At 73.3% G+C, this 13,883-nt stretch carries 14 protein-coding genes; 2 read left to right on the plus strand and 12 right to left on the minus strand.

Annotation, left to right across the window (positions count from 1 at the left end):
- Positions 1 to 231: 231 nt before the first annotated feature.
- The 4 genes from ACZ5D2_RS26570 to ACZ5D2_RS26585 all read right to left on the minus strand — a co-directional run bounded on the left by ACZ5D2_RS26570 (position 232) and on the right by ACZ5D2_RS26585 (position 3,237).
- Positions 232 to 1,116 (minus strand): RNA polymerase sigma-70 factor, encoded by an 885-nt coding sequence (locus ACZ5D2_RS26570; RefSeq protein ID WP_371675140.1) that lies wholly within the window; start codon positions 1,114 to 1,116, stop codon positions 232 to 234.
- 99 nt (positions 1,117 to 1,215) lie between these two features.
- Positions 1,216 to 1,977, minus strand: coding sequence for a carbonic anhydrase (locus tag ACZ5D2_RS26575; protein ID WP_468932626.1), 762 nt, complete (start codon positions 1,975 to 1,977; stop codon positions 1,216 to 1,218).
- A 103-nt stretch (positions 1,978 to 2,080) separates the two neighbouring features.
- A complete protein-coding gene (locus ACZ5D2_RS26580) occupies positions 2,081 to 2,680 on the minus strand; it encodes a HutD/Ves family protein (RefSeq protein WP_468932629.1) in 600 nt (199 codons plus the stop codon).
- A gap of 140 nt (positions 2,681 to 2,820) precedes the next feature.
- A complete protein-coding gene (locus tag ACZ5D2_RS26585; protein ID WP_468932631.1) occupies positions 2,821 to 3,237 on the minus strand; it encodes a hypothetical protein in 417 nt (138 codons plus the stop codon).
- A 192-nt stretch (positions 3,238 to 3,429) separates the two neighbouring features.
- On the opposite strand from ACZ5D2_RS26585, the gene ACZ5D2_RS26590 reads away from it, so the two are divergent.
- A complete protein-coding gene (locus ACZ5D2_RS26590) occupies positions 3,430 to 4,161 on the plus strand; it encodes an SDR family NAD(P)-dependent oxidoreductase (RefSeq protein ID WP_371675145.1) in 732 nt (243 codons plus the stop codon).
- 64 nt (positions 4,162 to 4,225) lie between these two features.
- Here the strand turns inward: ACZ5D2_RS26590 and ACZ5D2_RS26595 are convergent, their stop codons facing one another.
- From ACZ5D2_RS26595 to ACZ5D2_RS26615, 5 genes are all read right to left on the minus strand, one after another.
- Entirely contained in the window at positions 4,226 to 5,983 is a 1,758-nt protein-coding gene (locus tag ACZ5D2_RS26595; protein WP_468932634.1) for a carbohydrate binding domain-containing protein, read from the minus strand.
- Between the two features lie 121 nt (positions 5,984 to 6,104).
- Complete coding sequence (locus ACZ5D2_RS26600; RefSeq protein WP_371675147.1) at positions 6,105 to 7,559, minus strand: VWA domain-containing protein; 1,455 nt, start codon at positions 7,557 to 7,559, stop codon at positions 6,105 to 6,107.
- 64 nt (positions 7,560 to 7,623) lie between these two features.
- Entirely contained in the window at positions 7,624 to 8,355 is a 732-nt protein-coding gene (locus ACZ5D2_RS26605) for a hypothetical protein (RefSeq protein ID WP_371675148.1), read from the minus strand.
- A gap of 215 nt (positions 8,356 to 8,570) precedes the next feature.
- Positions 8,571 to 8,774: a cold-shock protein gene (locus ACZ5D2_RS26610; RefSeq protein ID WP_030228921.1), complete on the minus strand. Its 204-nt coding sequence runs from the start codon at positions 8,772 to 8,774 to the stop codon at positions 8,571 to 8,573.
- 221 nt (positions 8,775 to 8,995) lie between these two features.
- A complete protein-coding gene (locus ACZ5D2_RS26615; RefSeq protein WP_371675149.1) occupies positions 8,996 to 9,658 on the minus strand; it encodes an NADPH-dependent F420 reductase in 663 nt (220 codons plus the stop codon).
- Positions 9,659 to 9,879: 221 nt separating this feature from the next.
- Between ACZ5D2_RS26615 and ACZ5D2_RS26620 the strand changes: the two genes are divergently transcribed.
- Positions 9,880 to 10,341 (plus strand): hypothetical protein, encoded by a 462-nt coding sequence (locus ACZ5D2_RS26620; protein WP_371675150.1) that lies wholly within the window; start codon positions 9,880 to 9,882, stop codon positions 10,339 to 10,341.
- Between the two features lie 76 nt (positions 10,342 to 10,417).
- Here ACZ5D2_RS26620 and ACZ5D2_RS26625 read toward each other — a convergent pair whose 3' ends face one another.
- The 3 genes from ACZ5D2_RS26625 to ACZ5D2_RS26635 form a co-directional block, all read right to left on the minus strand.
- Positions 10,418 to 11,779, minus strand: a complete 1,362-nt coding sequence (locus ACZ5D2_RS26625) for an FAD-dependent oxidoreductase (RefSeq protein WP_468932640.1) — start codon at positions 11,777 to 11,779, stop codon at positions 10,418 to 10,420.
- A gap of 464 nt (positions 11,780 to 12,243) precedes the next feature.
- A complete protein-coding gene (locus ACZ5D2_RS26630) occupies positions 12,244 to 12,777 on the minus strand; it encodes a GNAT family N-acetyltransferase (RefSeq protein ID WP_371675152.1) in 534 nt (177 codons plus the stop codon).
- 70 nt (positions 12,778 to 12,847) lie between these two features.
- Positions 12,848 to 13,813 (minus strand): isopenicillin N synthase family dioxygenase, encoded by a 966-nt coding sequence (locus tag ACZ5D2_RS26635; protein WP_371675153.1) that lies wholly within the window; start codon positions 13,811 to 13,813, stop codon positions 12,848 to 12,850.
- Positions 13,814 to 13,883: the final 70 nt, after the last annotated feature.

Below are 13,883 nucleotides of genomic sequence, written 5' to 3' on the forward strand. Positions count from 1 at the left end.
CCCCCCCCCCCCCCCCCCCCCCCCCCCCCCCCCCCCCCCCCCCCCCCCCCCCCACACCCCACCCCCCCCCCCCCCCCCCCCCCCCCCCCCCCCCACCCCCCCCCCCCCCCCCCCCCCCCCCCCCTCCCCCGCGTCGGGCAACGCTTCCTGGCCCTCACCGTGGCCATCCGGCACACCGGTCGCCGATCGCCGATCGCCTACGACCACTGACAAGATTTCGGGCGTACTCGCCTAGCGGCTCAGGCCCGCCAGCTTGTCGGGGTTGATCTGGAAGCGGAGGTTGCGCATCAGGCCGTCCTCCAGGTCGTAGGTGATCGCACCGACCGGGGTGTCGCCCGCCAGGATGAGGACGCCGAGCTCGCCGTTGATGACGGCGGGGGTGGGAACGGGGAAGACGTCCACGGCGTCCCGCGCGGCCTTGGCGATCACTCCGATCAGGAAGCGGCCGACGTGGTCGGAGCCGTACACCGGCCGCCTGGCGGCGCTCACCTTGCCGCCGCCGTCCGACCACGCGGTGACGTCGGGGGCGAGCAGTTCCAGCACGGCGTTGAGGTCGCCGCCGGCGCAGGCGCTCAGGAAGCGGGCCGTGACCTCCTCGCGCTGCGCGGCGTCGGTGTCGTAGACCGTGCGCCGCTCCGCTACGTGCTTGCGCGCCCGGTGCGAGATCTGGCGGACCGTCGGCTCCGGGCGGTCCAGGAAGCCGGCGATCTCGGCGTGCGAGTAGCCGAAGACCTCGCGCAGCACGAACACGGCGCGCTCCACGGGGGTGAGGCTCTCCAGGACGACCAGCATCGCCGTGGACACGCTCTCGGCGAGTTCGCGTTCCTGCGCGACGTCGGGGGCCGTGAGCAGGGGTTCGGGGAGCCAGGGGCCGACGTATTCCTCGCGCGTGGCGCGGGCGGAGGTCAGGCGGTTGAGCGACAGGTTCGTCACCGTGCGGACGAGGTACGCCTTGGGGTGACGGACCTCGGACCGGTCGGCCTTGTTCCAGGCCAGCCAGGTGTCCTGGACGATGTCCTCGGCGTCACTGACGGTGCCGAGCATGCGGTAGGCGGTGGCGAACAGGAGCCTTCGGTGGGCGTCGAAGGGGTCCGCTTCGGGTTCGGTCGTGATCACTGTTCGATTCTGCACGGCGGGCGGCGCCCGGGACCAGCCTCGGACCGGCCTCGGGGCCGGGCTCACGGCCCGGCCCCGGGCGGTCCGGGGCGGTGTCCGTCAGGTGAGGGTGCGCACCCGCTGGTCGTTCAGTTCGTAACGGGCGGCCGCCACTGCCAGTTTCCCGGCGGATACGGCGCGGGCCAGGTCGGGTTCGGCGGCGAGCCGGTCCCGGGTACGGCGGGCGTGGGCGTCGATGGTGGCGCTGATACGGGCCTCGCCCTGCCGGCTCCGGTCGATCGCCGGGCGTATCTGGTCGGCCAGGTACTGGATGTGCGCGGGCAGCCGGTCGCCGCTCTCGTCGGCGTGGACCGCCGCGCCGACCGCCCCGCAGGACTGGTGTCCGAGGACGAGCACCAGCGGTATCGAGAGTTCCAGGACCCCGTAGGCGATGCTGCCGAGCACCGCCTCGTCGAGCACCTCGCCCGCCGAGCGGACGGTCAGCAGGTCGCCGAGCCCCTGGTCGAAGACGAGCTCCGGCGGGACCCTGGAGTCCACGCAGCCCAGCACGATGGCGAAGGGCCGCTGTCCCTTGGCCAGCCGGAGCCGGGTCGACGGGGACTCGTTCGGGTGCTCCTGACGGTACGTGCGCCAGCGCCGGTTGCCGGCCTCCAGCTCGCGCAGGGCCTGCTCCGGGGTGGCCGGCCTGGCGCCGCCCGCGGGGCCGACGGGCGCGGCGGCGGCGGGAAAGGCGGAGCCGAGCGCGAGGACGGACCCGGCGGCCGCCGTCCCGGCCGCGGCGGTGCGCAGGAGGGCGCGCCGGCTGGTCGAACCACCCTTCGCCTCCTGGACGTTGGAGGTCCGGAGCCGCGAGGTACGCATGTTCGTATGCTGTTTGTTCGAAAACATGCGCGACGGTATCCCGCTTTACCTCTCCTTGACCAAGGGTTGGGGAGGGGTTGGCGCGATCACGGCCCCCGGCGGCTCAAACCGTTCGCAGCGTGACCACGGCCGCCCGGCCCTCCGTGCACAGGACCACGGTGGCGGGCCCCTGGAGCAAGGCCGCGTCGTACGGACCGAGTTCGACGGCCGGGCCGGGCTCCGGCGCCGCATCCACCGGATCCACCGTGGCCGGACCGTCGAGCGCGCAGACCAGCAGGGTCTCCCCGGGCAGGACGGCCAGGGTCGGTTCGCCGCGCACGACGGCGGTCCGGGCCAGTGTGCTCGCGCGCCGGTACATCACGTTGAAGTTGACGACGGGACCGCCCAGCAGACGGCAGCCGGTCGGCCGGTCGCCGGGGAAGTGCCGTGGCGCGTAGCGCTCGTCGACGAGCCGGCGCTCGCCCGCGACGGTGAGGTCCATGCCGGCCCCTTCGGCCAGTGTCAGCGTCCGGTCGACACCGGGGAACTCCGAGAACGGGCCGTCGGCGTCCACTTCGGCGAGGCTGATCCGCCAGTCGAACGCCGCCGTGCCCGCACCCTCGGGGAGGGCGGCGATCTCGCGGGTGACTCCCCCGCCGTTCTTCCACGGCACGGCCGTGCGTACGGCGGCGCGCAGGATCCGGATGTCGGCGGCGCCGGGCATGCGGTTGTTCCTTCCCTCGGGTCCGTACCGTCCCACGGGACGGTACGGACCCGCGCGGCGGCCCGAGCCTACCGGGGGCAGGTGCGGAGGCGGTCGGCAGTCCGCGGGCCGGGGCCGGGCAGGGCGGGAAAGGAGGGCGGTCAGCTCACGGTCACGACGACCGTCGGGGAGACCGTCTTGTCGTCACCCATGACCCGCAGTTGCTCCTTGCCCTTGGTGTTGAGCTTGCCCGGCAGGGTGTAGCTGCTGCCGTTCTTGACCAGGGTGTTCGCCTGCAGTGTCGTCCACTTGCCGTTGTTCAGGTGCTGGAGCACCAGCTTGCTGCCGACCTTCAGCCCCTTGGTGCGCCCGATGAAGATGACCTGGTCCCCGACCTTCACCGCGGCCTTGTCGGCCTTGATGGTGATCGACTTGTCGGCGGCCGGACTCGCGCTCGACGAGGGCGGCGTCGGACTGGCGGCGGCGAAGGCGTTCACGGCTCCGCCGGTCAGCAGCGCGGCGGACAGCAGGCCTGCGGCGACGCTCCGGGCGCAACGGCTGCGCGGTATCGACTTCACGGTGGCTCCCGTCTCGGGTGTGCCCCCCTCGCATGAACCTCTGCGAGGCTACCCACCCCCCGGGGGATCGGCGACCGGACGGGTACGGGCGAGGACCGGAAGGGGAGGGCGGACGCGAGGTCGGATTACCGCCAGCACGGCACACCGGCACCGCCTTTCATTGAAACCGCAACCAATCACGAGGAGCGGCAGATGAACGGCAAGACGGTTCTGGTCACGGGCGGCAGCCGGGGCATCGGCGCGGCCACCGCGCTGCGCCTGGCCACGGCGGGCGCTGATGTGGCGATCACCTACACCGCCGACGAGGCGGCGGCGCTGAAGGTGGTCGACGGGATCCGGGCCCTGGGCCGCCGGGGCGTCGCCGCCCGTGCGGACGCGGGGGACGCGGGCGACGCGGCGGGCGCCGCGGACTGGGCGGCCGGAGCCCTGGGCGGGCTCGACGTACTCGTCAACAATGCGGGAATCGGGGTGCTCGGCCCGCTGGAGGAACTCACCCTGGCCCAGGTCGACCGCGTCCTCGCGGTCAACGTCCGCGGGGCGTTCCTGACCGCGCAGGCCGCGGCCGAGCGGATGGGGCCGGGAGGGCGGATCATCACCATCGGCACCTGCATGACCCAGCGCGTGCCGGGCCCCGGCGGAACCCTGTACGCGATGAGCAAGTCGGCGCTCACGGGCCTCACCAAGGCCCTCGCCCGCGAGCTCGGCGGACGCGGCATCACCGCGAACATCGTCCACCCGGGCCCGGTCGACACCGACCTGAACCCGGCGGACGGCCCCTACGCGCCGTCGCAGACGGCGCTGACCGCGCTCGGCCGCTTCGGCCGCCCCCAGGAGGTCGCGGACATGGTCGCGTTCCTGGCCGGGGACGGGGCCGCGTACGTCACGGGCGCCGAGTTCTCCGTGGACGGCGGGCACGCGGCATGAGGCGCGCCCCCGTCCCCGTCCCCGCCGTCGGCGGGGCGGGGACGGGGGCGCGGGCCGGGGGTGGTCAGCTCACGGCGAGGTCGTCGCCGAGGACGGCTCCCTGGCCGTACCAGCCGTGCAGGTAGACGGTGACCGTGCCGAAGGCGCCGGTGGTGAAGGGCACCGTCAGCTTGGTCCAGGCGGCCGAGCCGGTCCACGTACTGGCGTTCGCGCCGCCCCGGACCCCGAGGTAGGCGTAGCTGCCCTGGACCCAGCCGCTGAGCGTGTAGGCGGTGTTCGGGGCGAGGGTGAGGGTCTGCGCGCATTCTCCGGTGCGGTCACCGGAGGGGGTGGCCCGGACGGCGTACGCGCCCCCGTGCACGGGGGCGCTCACCACGGCGCCGCCGCTCTCGCAGGTCCAGGGCGCGAGCGAACCGCTCTCGAAGCCGCCGTTGACGAGGGCGCCGCTGCCGCCGCCCGGCCCGGACACGGTGAGCGTGAACGCGGCCGTACGGGTGAACGCGGTCCCGGCGCCGGTGACGGTGAGCGCGTAGGTCCCGGGCGGGGCCGACGCCGAGGCGGCGACCGTGAGCAGGCCGGTGCCGCCCGCGGTGACGGAGCCGGGGGCGACGGTGGCCGTCACGCCGGGCGGGGCGCCGGCGACCGTCAGCGCGACGGGCTGCGGGGTGCCCGCGGTGACCCGGGTGGCGACGGTGGCGGTGGTGCTGCCGCCGGGGGCGACCGAGGCGGAGCCGGGCGTGACGGAGACCGAGAAGTCGTCGGCGACCGGTCCCGCGTCCCGGGTGAAGGGCGCGAAGGTGTGGGTGAAGTACCAGGGGTCCTGGGCGATGCCGGAGCAGGTGTCGGAGCCCCCGGTGCCGGGGCAGCCGCCGTTGTCGCGCTGGAGCGCCCAGAAGGAGAGGGTGTTGATGCCCTTGGCGACCGCCCAGTCGTAGACGGCGGTGGCGTCGGCGGTGGTGAAGGTCTCGGCGGGCCCGTAGTCGTCGATGCCGGGCATCTCGGTGACGCCGACCATGCCCCACAGTTCGGCGGGCGTCTTGGCCGGGTACAGCGTGGCGAGCTGCCCGTACAGGCCGGTGGCGGCGCTCCGGGTGTCCGCCGCCATGTCGTGGCCGGCACCGTCGTAGTAGTCGAAGGTCATCAGGTTGACGACGTCGACCCGGGCGCCGGCCGCCTTCGCGCTCTTGAGGACGGCCAGCCCACTGCTCGCGAGTCCGCTCGTGGTGGTCGGGAGGGTGTAGGAGACCTGGAGGGGGCGGCCGCTCGCGGCGGCCCAGTCCTGCACCTTCTTGATGGCCTGGTTGCGGCGGTCGATCCCGGCCTTGTCGGTCAGGGAGTTGTCCTCGATGTCCATGTCCAGGCGGGTGACGTCATAGGTGGTGATCACCTTCTGGTAGGCGGCGGCGATCGAGTCGACGCTGGTGCAGCTGTCCGCGATCTCGGTGCCGCCGTTGTCGGCCGCGTAGCCGCCGAAGGAGGGGATGACGTCGCCGCCGCGCGAGCGGAGGGTCGCGAAGTCGGCGCCGAAGACGGAGGAGGCGATGGGCCGGTCCGTCGAGCCGTTCCAGTAAGGGGTGCAGGAGCCCTTGGCCTCGGTCTGGACGAAGGCCATGGTCAGGTACTTGGCGCCGGACTTCTGCGCGAGGTCGGCGGGGCTGTCGGAGGAGTACGCCTCGAAATAGGGCGCGAAGACGTGCGCGGGCAGTGGGGTCGGCGCCGCCTGCGCGGGGCCCGCGCCTGCCGCGACGAGGAGCCCGGCACTGGCGGCGAGGGTGGCGAACGCCGCCGTCAACGAGCGGACGGAACGCGAAGGGTGTCTCAACGAAGCTCCCGGTGGGGCGCGAGCGAACGGACGGACGCCCCATGATTGGTCTGGACCAACTATGGGGTCAAGGGTCCGGGCGCCCCCGGATCCGTCCGATCGCCCTGCGGCTCAAGGAGGTTCAGCGCAGGATGCCCGCCCGCCGGGCCGCCCCCAGCCAGGAGGGGAACTCCGAAAGCAGCCGGTCGTAGAGCTCGGCGTCCGAGAGCCGGTCGATGTCGTCGACGGCGAAGAAGCCGACGTTGTCGACCCGGCGCCCCGGCATGGTGTCGAAGCGCTCCAGCACGCCGAAGCCGGCCCGGCCCAGACCCACGAACTGCCAGAACACCGGCTCCTCCACGGCCTCGCGCAGTTCCCGCTCGATCTCGGCGTTGCGGTAGACGCCGCCGTCGGAGAAGAACAGCACCAGGGTCGGCGCCGGAGCAGGGTGGGAGCGCACGTAGGCGCGCACCTCGGCGATCACCTTCTGCTCCTCGTTCTGGAAACCGACCTCCCGCATGTCGATCTGGCCGGGGAGCAGTCCGCGGGGCGGCTTCCTGCGGCCGAAGAGGCTCATCTGGCCGACGCGCACGTGCAGTCGCAGCCATTCCGGGAGGTCACCGAGGACGAGGTCCGGCAGCCGGGCCGGATTGCTCGCGAAGGTCCAGGCCTGCATCTCGCCGTCGTCGTCGAGCTGCGCCGCGACGGCCGCCATCCGTTCCACCACCGAGGCGACGGTGCCCCGGGAGTAGAGCGCGCTCATCGAACCCGAGGCGTCGAGGACGAGGATCACCCGCGCGGTCACTCCCGCGGCGCCGTTCTTGCTCAGGCTGACGGCGACCTGCTGCTTGCGCAGCGAGAGACGGCCGCGCATGTCCTCCGGGAGCCGCTCCTCCCCCTTGACCATCCGGACGGCGGGGGCGGGTTCGGCGGGTGCCGGTCCGGGCGCGGCGGCGGGCGGCCTCGGGGCTGCCACGACCGGCGCGACGGGCCGGGTACGCGCCGGGGCGGGGGTGGGCACGGGGGCCGGGGCGGGAGCGGTCGCCGGGGCGGGAGCGGGAGCGGTCGGCGCCGCCGGTGGGGCGTCGTCGACGGTGATCCCGAAGTCCGTCGCCAGTCCGGCGAGCCCGCTCGCGTAACCCTGCCCCACCGCCCGGAACTTCCAGACGCCGGCCCGCCGGTAGAGCTCACCGCTCACGAAGGCCGTCTCGGGGCCGGCGGTCATGTCGAAGCGGACGAGTTCGGCCCCGGAGCTCGCGTCGAGGAGCAGCAGGTGCAGTCCGGGAACCCGGCCGAAGGTGCCCCCGTCCGCGGAGGCGCAGAGCGCGACCCGTTCGACGCCCGGCTCCAGGGCCGCCAGGTTCACCTCCAGCGCGTCCCCGCCGGGCCGCTTGCCGAGGTGGCGTACGGCGCCGGAGGCGTGGACCGGCTGGTTGTAGAACACGAAGTCGCCGTCGGAACGGACCCGCCCGCCGCCCGCGAGCAGCAGGGCCGACGCGTCCACGTCCGGCACGCCCGGCCCCGGCCGCCAGCCGAGCACCACTCTCACGGAGGCCGCCGCGACCTGCAGGTTGGCGCCTTTGCTCAGTGTCGTCACGACGCACAGTCTGCCGGGTGCGCCGCCGCCCCCGGTAGGAGTACGGGACAACGGCGCGGGTCGTTCAGGAAGCCCGGCGGGTGCGGTGCGGGAGGGACGAGGCGGCGGGGCGCTCCCGCTCCTCGGGGGTGCCCTCCGGGGCGTCGGTGTCGATGGCGCGGACCATCAGCGGGGAACTGCCCGTGGGGCCGCCCGCGGTGGCGCGCAGCCGGTAGTGCTCGGTGCGTACGGCGTCGCGGGAGAGCGACGAGCCGCCCTCGTAGAGGGAGTACGGCTTGAGGTCGCCGGCGATGCGCAGTTCCGCCGGGCCCCACCGGCCGGTGCCCGGGTCCCGGCGCTCCAGCAGGAGGGAGGCCTGCGGGCCCGGGGTGTCCCCCGGCCCCGGGACGAGCCCCTCCATCTGGAAGGCGAGCAACAGGTGCCGGTAGGCCTCGGAGTTGCCGTTGCGCAGGGTCACCGTGAACTCCTGCGCGGGGCCGCCGCGGACGAGGTCGAGCCGCCCGCCCGGGGTGGTGACGGACATCGACAGGCGGGTGGCGGGAGCCGGGGGCGGCGCCGCGGCCGGGGGCGGGCTCGGGGTCGGGGCCGGGCTCGGCGAGTCCACCGGGGCGGCCGGCGCGGTGGGGGCACTCACGGCCGGCGCGACCGGCGGCGGGGCCGGGGAGGAGGCGGTGGGGTTCCCGGAGGGGGCGGGGGCCGGACGCGGCGGGGCGGTGCCGTCCTCGCAGCCGGTCAGGGCCGCGCCGAGGAGCAGTGCGGCGGCCGCGGCCGCGGCGAGACGGGATCTGACGTGCATGACGGCCCTCCTGCGGCTCCCGGGTGCCGGGTGCCCGATGCCGGAGGAACGTAGCAGTGGGCAGAGGCGAGCACAGCGGGTCCGCACATGACACTTCGGTCACGGCGGGAACGGAAACGGGGCCGGAAACGGGGGCGGGGCCGGAAACGGGGCCGGAAACGGGGCCGGGGCCCGCACCATCGGTGCGGACCCCGGCTCTCGGCTGTGCGTCGGCGTCAGGCGGGCACGATGTTCTCGGCCTGCGGGCCCTTCTGACCCTGCGTGACGTCGAAGTTCACCTTCTGGCCCTCCTGGAGCTCACGGAAGCCCTGGGTGGCGATGTTCGAGTAGTGGGCGAACACGTCGGCGCCGCCGCCGTCCTGCTCGATGAAGCCGAAACCCTTTTCCGCGTTGAACCACTTCACGGTGCCGGATGCCATATGGATTCTCCTTCGGGGCTGTACCCGGGGCCGCACTGTGCGACGCCGGCGTCGCCGTGTTGATTGACCCTGTCCGAAAGCATCCGGAAATTAAGAAGTGCACCCGTCCGACAATCCGACGGGAGCGCTTGAAATCTTTGGGAACCACACCTGCAACTGAACGGCACCGTAGCACAGAGAAACGGTTCAACCTCGAAGAGTTACTGCAACCGGGGTGGCCCTCAGCCCCGGAATTCCTCCGTCCGGACGGGCGAGGCCTCGGCCAGGGCGCGGGTGACCGCCTCCACCCCGGCCCGCAGTCCGTAGACGGGGGTGTCGGGCTGCTGGCGCCAGGAGTCGTCGATACCGCCGGCGTCGACGGTGTCGAAGCCGAGCTCGTCGACGAGGGCGCGGACGGTCTTCTTGGCGGCCTCGTCGTCGCCCGCCACCGGGATGGCGATGCGGTCCGGGTCGCCGGCCGGACGCGGCCGGTCCAGGATGTCGGCGGCATAGGTGCCGTTGAAGGCCTTGATCACCGGGTGACCGAGGTGGCGTTCGGTCCAGCGGCTCTCGGTCAGGCCCTCGTCCTCGATGGCGGCGATGCGGCCGTCGCGCAGGCGCGGGTAGTAGTTGCCGGTGTCGATGACGACGAAGCCCTCGGCGGCCCCGTCGAAGAGTCCGGCGGGCAGGTCGGGGACGTTCTTGAGGGGAATGGTGACCACCACGACCTCGGCGCCCCGCGCGGCCTCCGCGACGGTGACGGCGGTGGCTCCGGTCTCCTCCACGAGGGCGGTCAGGGTCTGGGGGCCGCGGGAGTTCGCGACGGAGACCCGGTGCCCGAGGGCGGTGAGCCGGCGGGTGAGGTTGCCGCCGATGTTCCCGGCGCCGATGATGCCGATCTTCATGAGCTCTCCAGTGCGTGCGGAGTGGGATGTCGCGTCTGTGCGAACCCCCGGGGGGCCGCCGGCATTCCTCCGGACGGCGGACCGAATTTCGAAATCCTCCGTACGAGCTAATTCCGGCCATTCCCCGGACGCCGAGAACCGGTTGGCGGCGCGTCACGTCCTGGAGGGCAGTGCCGGGGACCGTACCGGCACGCAGTCAGAACGGGGAAAGGTACCCACCTGTGTTCACGTTCCCTAACAAGCGCGCCACGTCCATCGCCCTGGCGGCCACCGCCTGCGCGGCGGCGCTCTCCTTCGCCCTCGTCACCGGTACGTCCGCCACCGCCGCCCCGCCGCAGTCCGTGTCCGGCAGCCCGGAGGGCGCCTTCAGCCGGATCTCCGACTTCTACGGCTCCTACATCGACGCCGTGTACGACGGCGACGGCAAGACGGCCGACCAGCTGCGCTCCTTCTACCTCTCCCAGCCGCTGCGGCAGGAGCTGCGGCGGTGGGAGGAGACCAACCACGCCAACGGCGTGCTGCGCGCACAGAACGTGCCCACGCAGTGGAAGGTGACGTCCACCGGCAGCGGGACGGGCAAGACCAACGCCACGGTCACCCTGACCTGGGGAGGCGGCGACACCACCCGGATCCACGTGCAGGCCGACCTGAAGACGAAGAAGATCACCTCCATCACCGGCTGATCCGGGCTCCCGGGGACACCCCGGGAGCCCGGACGATCGAGTGGGGCCCGCCGTCCGGCGGGCCCCACTCGATCGTTCACGCGCCGCTGGCGTCGAGCATCTCCTCGCGCTCCACGATCTTCACGCGCTCGCGGCCCTGCGGCTCGCCCAGCGCCTTCTCGGCGGCGTCGAGCCTGTGCCAGCCCTCCCAGGTGGTGAAGCGGACCTGCCGCTCGGCGAGGAAGGCCTCGACCGCCTCCGGCTCGGGGGTGGCCGGCGTGAGCAGGCGGCCCCCGGCGTGGTCGGCGAGCAGGTTGGCGACGGTCTCGTTCGCGTCGCCCTTGGTGTGGCCGATCAGGCCGATCGGGCCGCGCCGGATCCACCCGGTCACGTACGTCGAGGCCAGGTGCCCGCCGTTCTCGATGACGCGGCCGCCCTCGTCGGGAACCGTGCCGGACTCCACGTCCCAGGGGAGCTTGGGCAGTTCGTCGGAGAGGTAGCCGACGGCCCGGTAGACGGACCGCACGTCCCAGATGGTGAACTCGCCGGTGCCCTTGACGTTGCCCGTGCCGTCGAGCTCGGTGCGCTCGGTGCGCAGGCCGACGACCTGGCCGTCCTCACCGAGGATCTCGGCAGGGGACTCGAAGAAGTGCAGGTACAGCTTGTGGGGGCGGTCACCGATGTCGCGGATCGCCCAGTTCTCCAGGGTCTTGGCGACCATGTCCGCCTGCTTGTTGGAGCGGCGGGTGGTGATCGAACCCTCGTCGTAGTCGATGTCCTCGGGGTTGACGATGACCTCGATGTTGGGCGAGTGGTCGAGCTCGCGCAGCTCCATCGGGCTGAACTTGGCCTGCGCCGGGCCGCGGCGGCCGAAGACGTGGACCTCCAGCGCCTTGTTGGCCTTCAGGCCGTCGTAGACGTTCGCCGGGATCTCGGTCGGCAGCAGCTCGTCGGCCGTCTTCGCGAGGATGCGGGCCACGTCGAGGGCGACGTTGCCGACGCCGAGCACGGCGACCTTCTCCGCCTCCAGCGGCCAGGTGCGCGGCACGTCGGGGTGGCCGTCGTACCAGGAGACGAAGTCGGCGGCGCCGTAGGAGCCGTCGAGCTCGACGCCCGGGATGCTGAGCGCACGGTCCGCGGTGGCGCCCGTGGAGAAGATCACGGCGTCGTAGAACGCGTGCAGCTCGTCGAGGGAGATGTCGTTCGGGTAGTCGACGTTCCCGAACAGGCGGACCTGGGGCTTGTCGAGCACTTGGTGCAGGGCGGTGATGATGCCCTTGATGCGGGGGTGGTCGGGGGCGACCCCGTACCGGATCAGACCGAACGGGGCGGGCATCCGCTCGAAGATGTCGATGGACACGCCGGGAGCGACGGCCGCCTCGGACTTCAGCAGCGCGTCGGCCGCGTAGATACCGGCGGGGCCGGCACCGACGATTGCTACCCGCAGAGGGCGAGGCATGACTTGGGTTCCCTTCGACCGACAATCTGACTGATCAAGAGAACCCTAAACTAAGGCGACCCTTACCCGGCACCCGCCCCCCGGTTATGACCCCATAACCAGACCTTATGACTTACCAAAGCCTGACTTTTGGCTGACGCTACGGTGTCCGCCGATGGGTGTCGAGGGCGGCCGTGCCCGCCGGCACCTCCGCCGGGGCGCGACCGGTCGGGCCCGCTCCCGCGTGAGCAGCGTCGCCGGGCGGATGCCGAGCCGGTGCGCCAACCGCGGGTCCACGGTTCCTCCGGTCCGGGGCGGGCGGAGCGTCCGTCCCTGTGCCGCTCGCACCCCGGCCCCGGCCCCATGGTGGTGCCCGCTCCCCCGCCGGGCCGTCGGCCCGGTGGCGCGGGGCTCAGGGCGGTCCGGTGGACCCGGGGGTCGTCCGATCGGCCGATGCGGACGGCCGGGGCCCGTGCGGGGGCGGGTCAGGCCTCGTACTCGGTGAGGTCGATGCTGTGGAGGACGAGGAGGGCTCCGGACTCCGGGTCGGTCACGTTGCCGTCCTGCTTCATGCCGAGCTTGCGGACCACGTTCTCGGATTCCTCGTTGCCCGACCGGTTGACGGCGACGACGCGGTCCAGGCCGCGGTCCTGGAGGGCGAACTCCAAGGTGGCGTGCGCGGCTTCGGAGGCGTAGCCCTGGCCCCAGAACGGCCGGCCCAGCCGCCAGCAGATCCCCACGGCGTGCTCCACCTCGGCCGGGCCCTCGGGGACGGTCAGGCCCACGGCGCCGATCAGCTCGCCGGAGGCGAGGAGTTCGACGGCGAACACGCCGAAGCCCTCGTCGTCCCATTCCTCCTCCCACCGCTCGATGGCTTCGGCGGTCTCGTCCAGGTCGAGGACGGAGCCGTCGCCGATCCAGCGCATCACCTCCGGGTCGGCGTGGATCTCCGACAGGGGGACGAGGTCGTCGTCGCTCCAGCGGCGCAGGATGAGGCGGGGGGTACGGATCTCGGTCATGCCCTCATCCTGCCGAACGCGGCCGACCAGGGGTAATCGGGTCCCCTCCCCCGCCGTCGGGCGGCCGGTCTCAGGAGACGGTGATCGCGTCCAGCTTGGCCCGCAGGTAGGTGTGCGAGTCGACCGGCTCGTGCACCACCCGTCCCAGCGGCGCGGGCAGGGACTCGACCCGGGTGTGCGGGTCGCACTCGTAGAAGTAGACGAGGGAGAGGAGTTCCTCGGCCGGGGCGTGCGCGGGCGGCGGGAGGACGCGGTGGCGGCCCGCCCGCCAGCGGTCGCCGGTCCAGCGGGCCAGCAGGTCGCCGATGTTGACGGTGAGCGCGGCCGGGTCGTACGGGGCGTCCTGCCAGCCCTCGGCGTCGGTGTGGATCTGGAGCCCGCCGGCGCCCGGCTCCCGGTCCAGGACCGTCACCGTGCCGAAGTCGGTGTGCGGGCCGATGCGGAACTGGCCGGGCAGGGGCGTGCCGACGGTGGCGGCGCCCGGGTACCAGTTGACGTTGAACCCCCAGGTGGGGTGGCCCGTGTGCCGGGTGAAGTGGTCCTCGGGCAGCGTCAGGGCCACCGCGAGCAGCTCCAGCAGCTCGTCGGACAGGGCCCGCATGGCCGTGAGGTATCCGCTCACCAGCGGTCGCAGCTCCGGTACCTCGGCGGGCCAGGCGTTGGGCCGGAACCACTCGGCGTCCACCGAGGGCACCCCGGTGGGGTCGTCCGCCGCCCAGGACCAGGATTCCTTCAGGTCGGGCGGGGAGGCCGTCCCCTCGGCGTAGCTGTTGGCCTCGGCGCCGGGGCCGAGCCAGCCGCGCCCGCCGACGCTGACGGCGTAGGGCCGCTTCGTCCCGGGCGGCAGCCGGAAGAAGGTGCGGGCCGCCTCCCGGATCCGGGCGGGCAGCTCCGGGTCGACGCCGTGGCCGGTGACCAGCAGGAAGCCGGCGGCCTGGAGGGCCTCGTCGACGCGGGCCGCGGTCCGGGCGCGCACGGCGGGGTCGCCGGACCGCCACGGTCCGAGGTCGATGACGGGTACCTGGGAACTCACCATGCGGGGAACCGCCTTCCGGGGTGGGGAGCCGGCCGCCGGTCGGGCCCGCGGCCGGGGGGGTGGGGGTGGG

The organism is Streptomyces sp. NPDC031479, from assembly GCF_055581065.1.

What these genes read in the sequence shown, in the direction of transcription:
- ACZ5D2_RS26575 (WP_468932626.1), bottom strand. Translation starts at nt 1,977, where the DNA reads ATGCGTACCTCGCGGCTCCGGACCTCCAACGTCCAGGAGGCGAAGGGT.
- ACZ5D2_RS26580 (WP_468932629.1), bottom strand. Translation starts at nt 2,680, where the DNA reads ATGCCCGGCGCCGCCGACATCCGGATCCTGCGCGCCGCCGTACGCACG.
- ACZ5D2_RS26590 (WP_371675145.1), top strand. Translation starts at nt 3,430, where the DNA reads ATGAACGGCAAGACGGTTCTGGTCACGGGCGGCAGCCGGGGCATCGGC.
- ACZ5D2_RS26605 (WP_371675148.1), bottom strand. Translation starts at nt 8,355, where the DNA reads ATGCACGTCAGATCCCGTCTCGCCGCGGCCGCGGCCGCCGCACTGCTC.
- ACZ5D2_RS26610 (WP_030228921.1), bottom strand. Translation starts at nt 8,774, where the DNA reads ATGGCATCCGGCACCGTGAAGTGGTTCAACGCGGAAAAGGGTTTCGGC.
- ACZ5D2_RS26615 (WP_371675149.1), bottom strand. Translation starts at nt 9,658, where the DNA reads ATGAAGATCGGCATCATCGGCGCCGGGAACATCGGCGGCAACCTCACC.
- ACZ5D2_RS26625 (WP_468932640.1), bottom strand. Translation starts at nt 11,779, where the DNA reads ATGCCTCGCCCTCTGCGGGTAGCAATCGTCGGTGCCGGCCCCGCCGGT.
- ACZ5D2_RS26630 (WP_371675152.1), bottom strand. Translation starts at nt 12,777, where the DNA reads ATGACCGAGATCCGTACCCCCCGCCTCATCCTGCGCCGCTGGAGCGAC.
- ACZ5D2_RS26635 (WP_371675153.1), bottom strand. Translation starts at nt 13,813, where the DNA reads ATGGTGAGTTCCCAGGTACCCGTCATCGACCTCGGACCGTGGCGGTCC.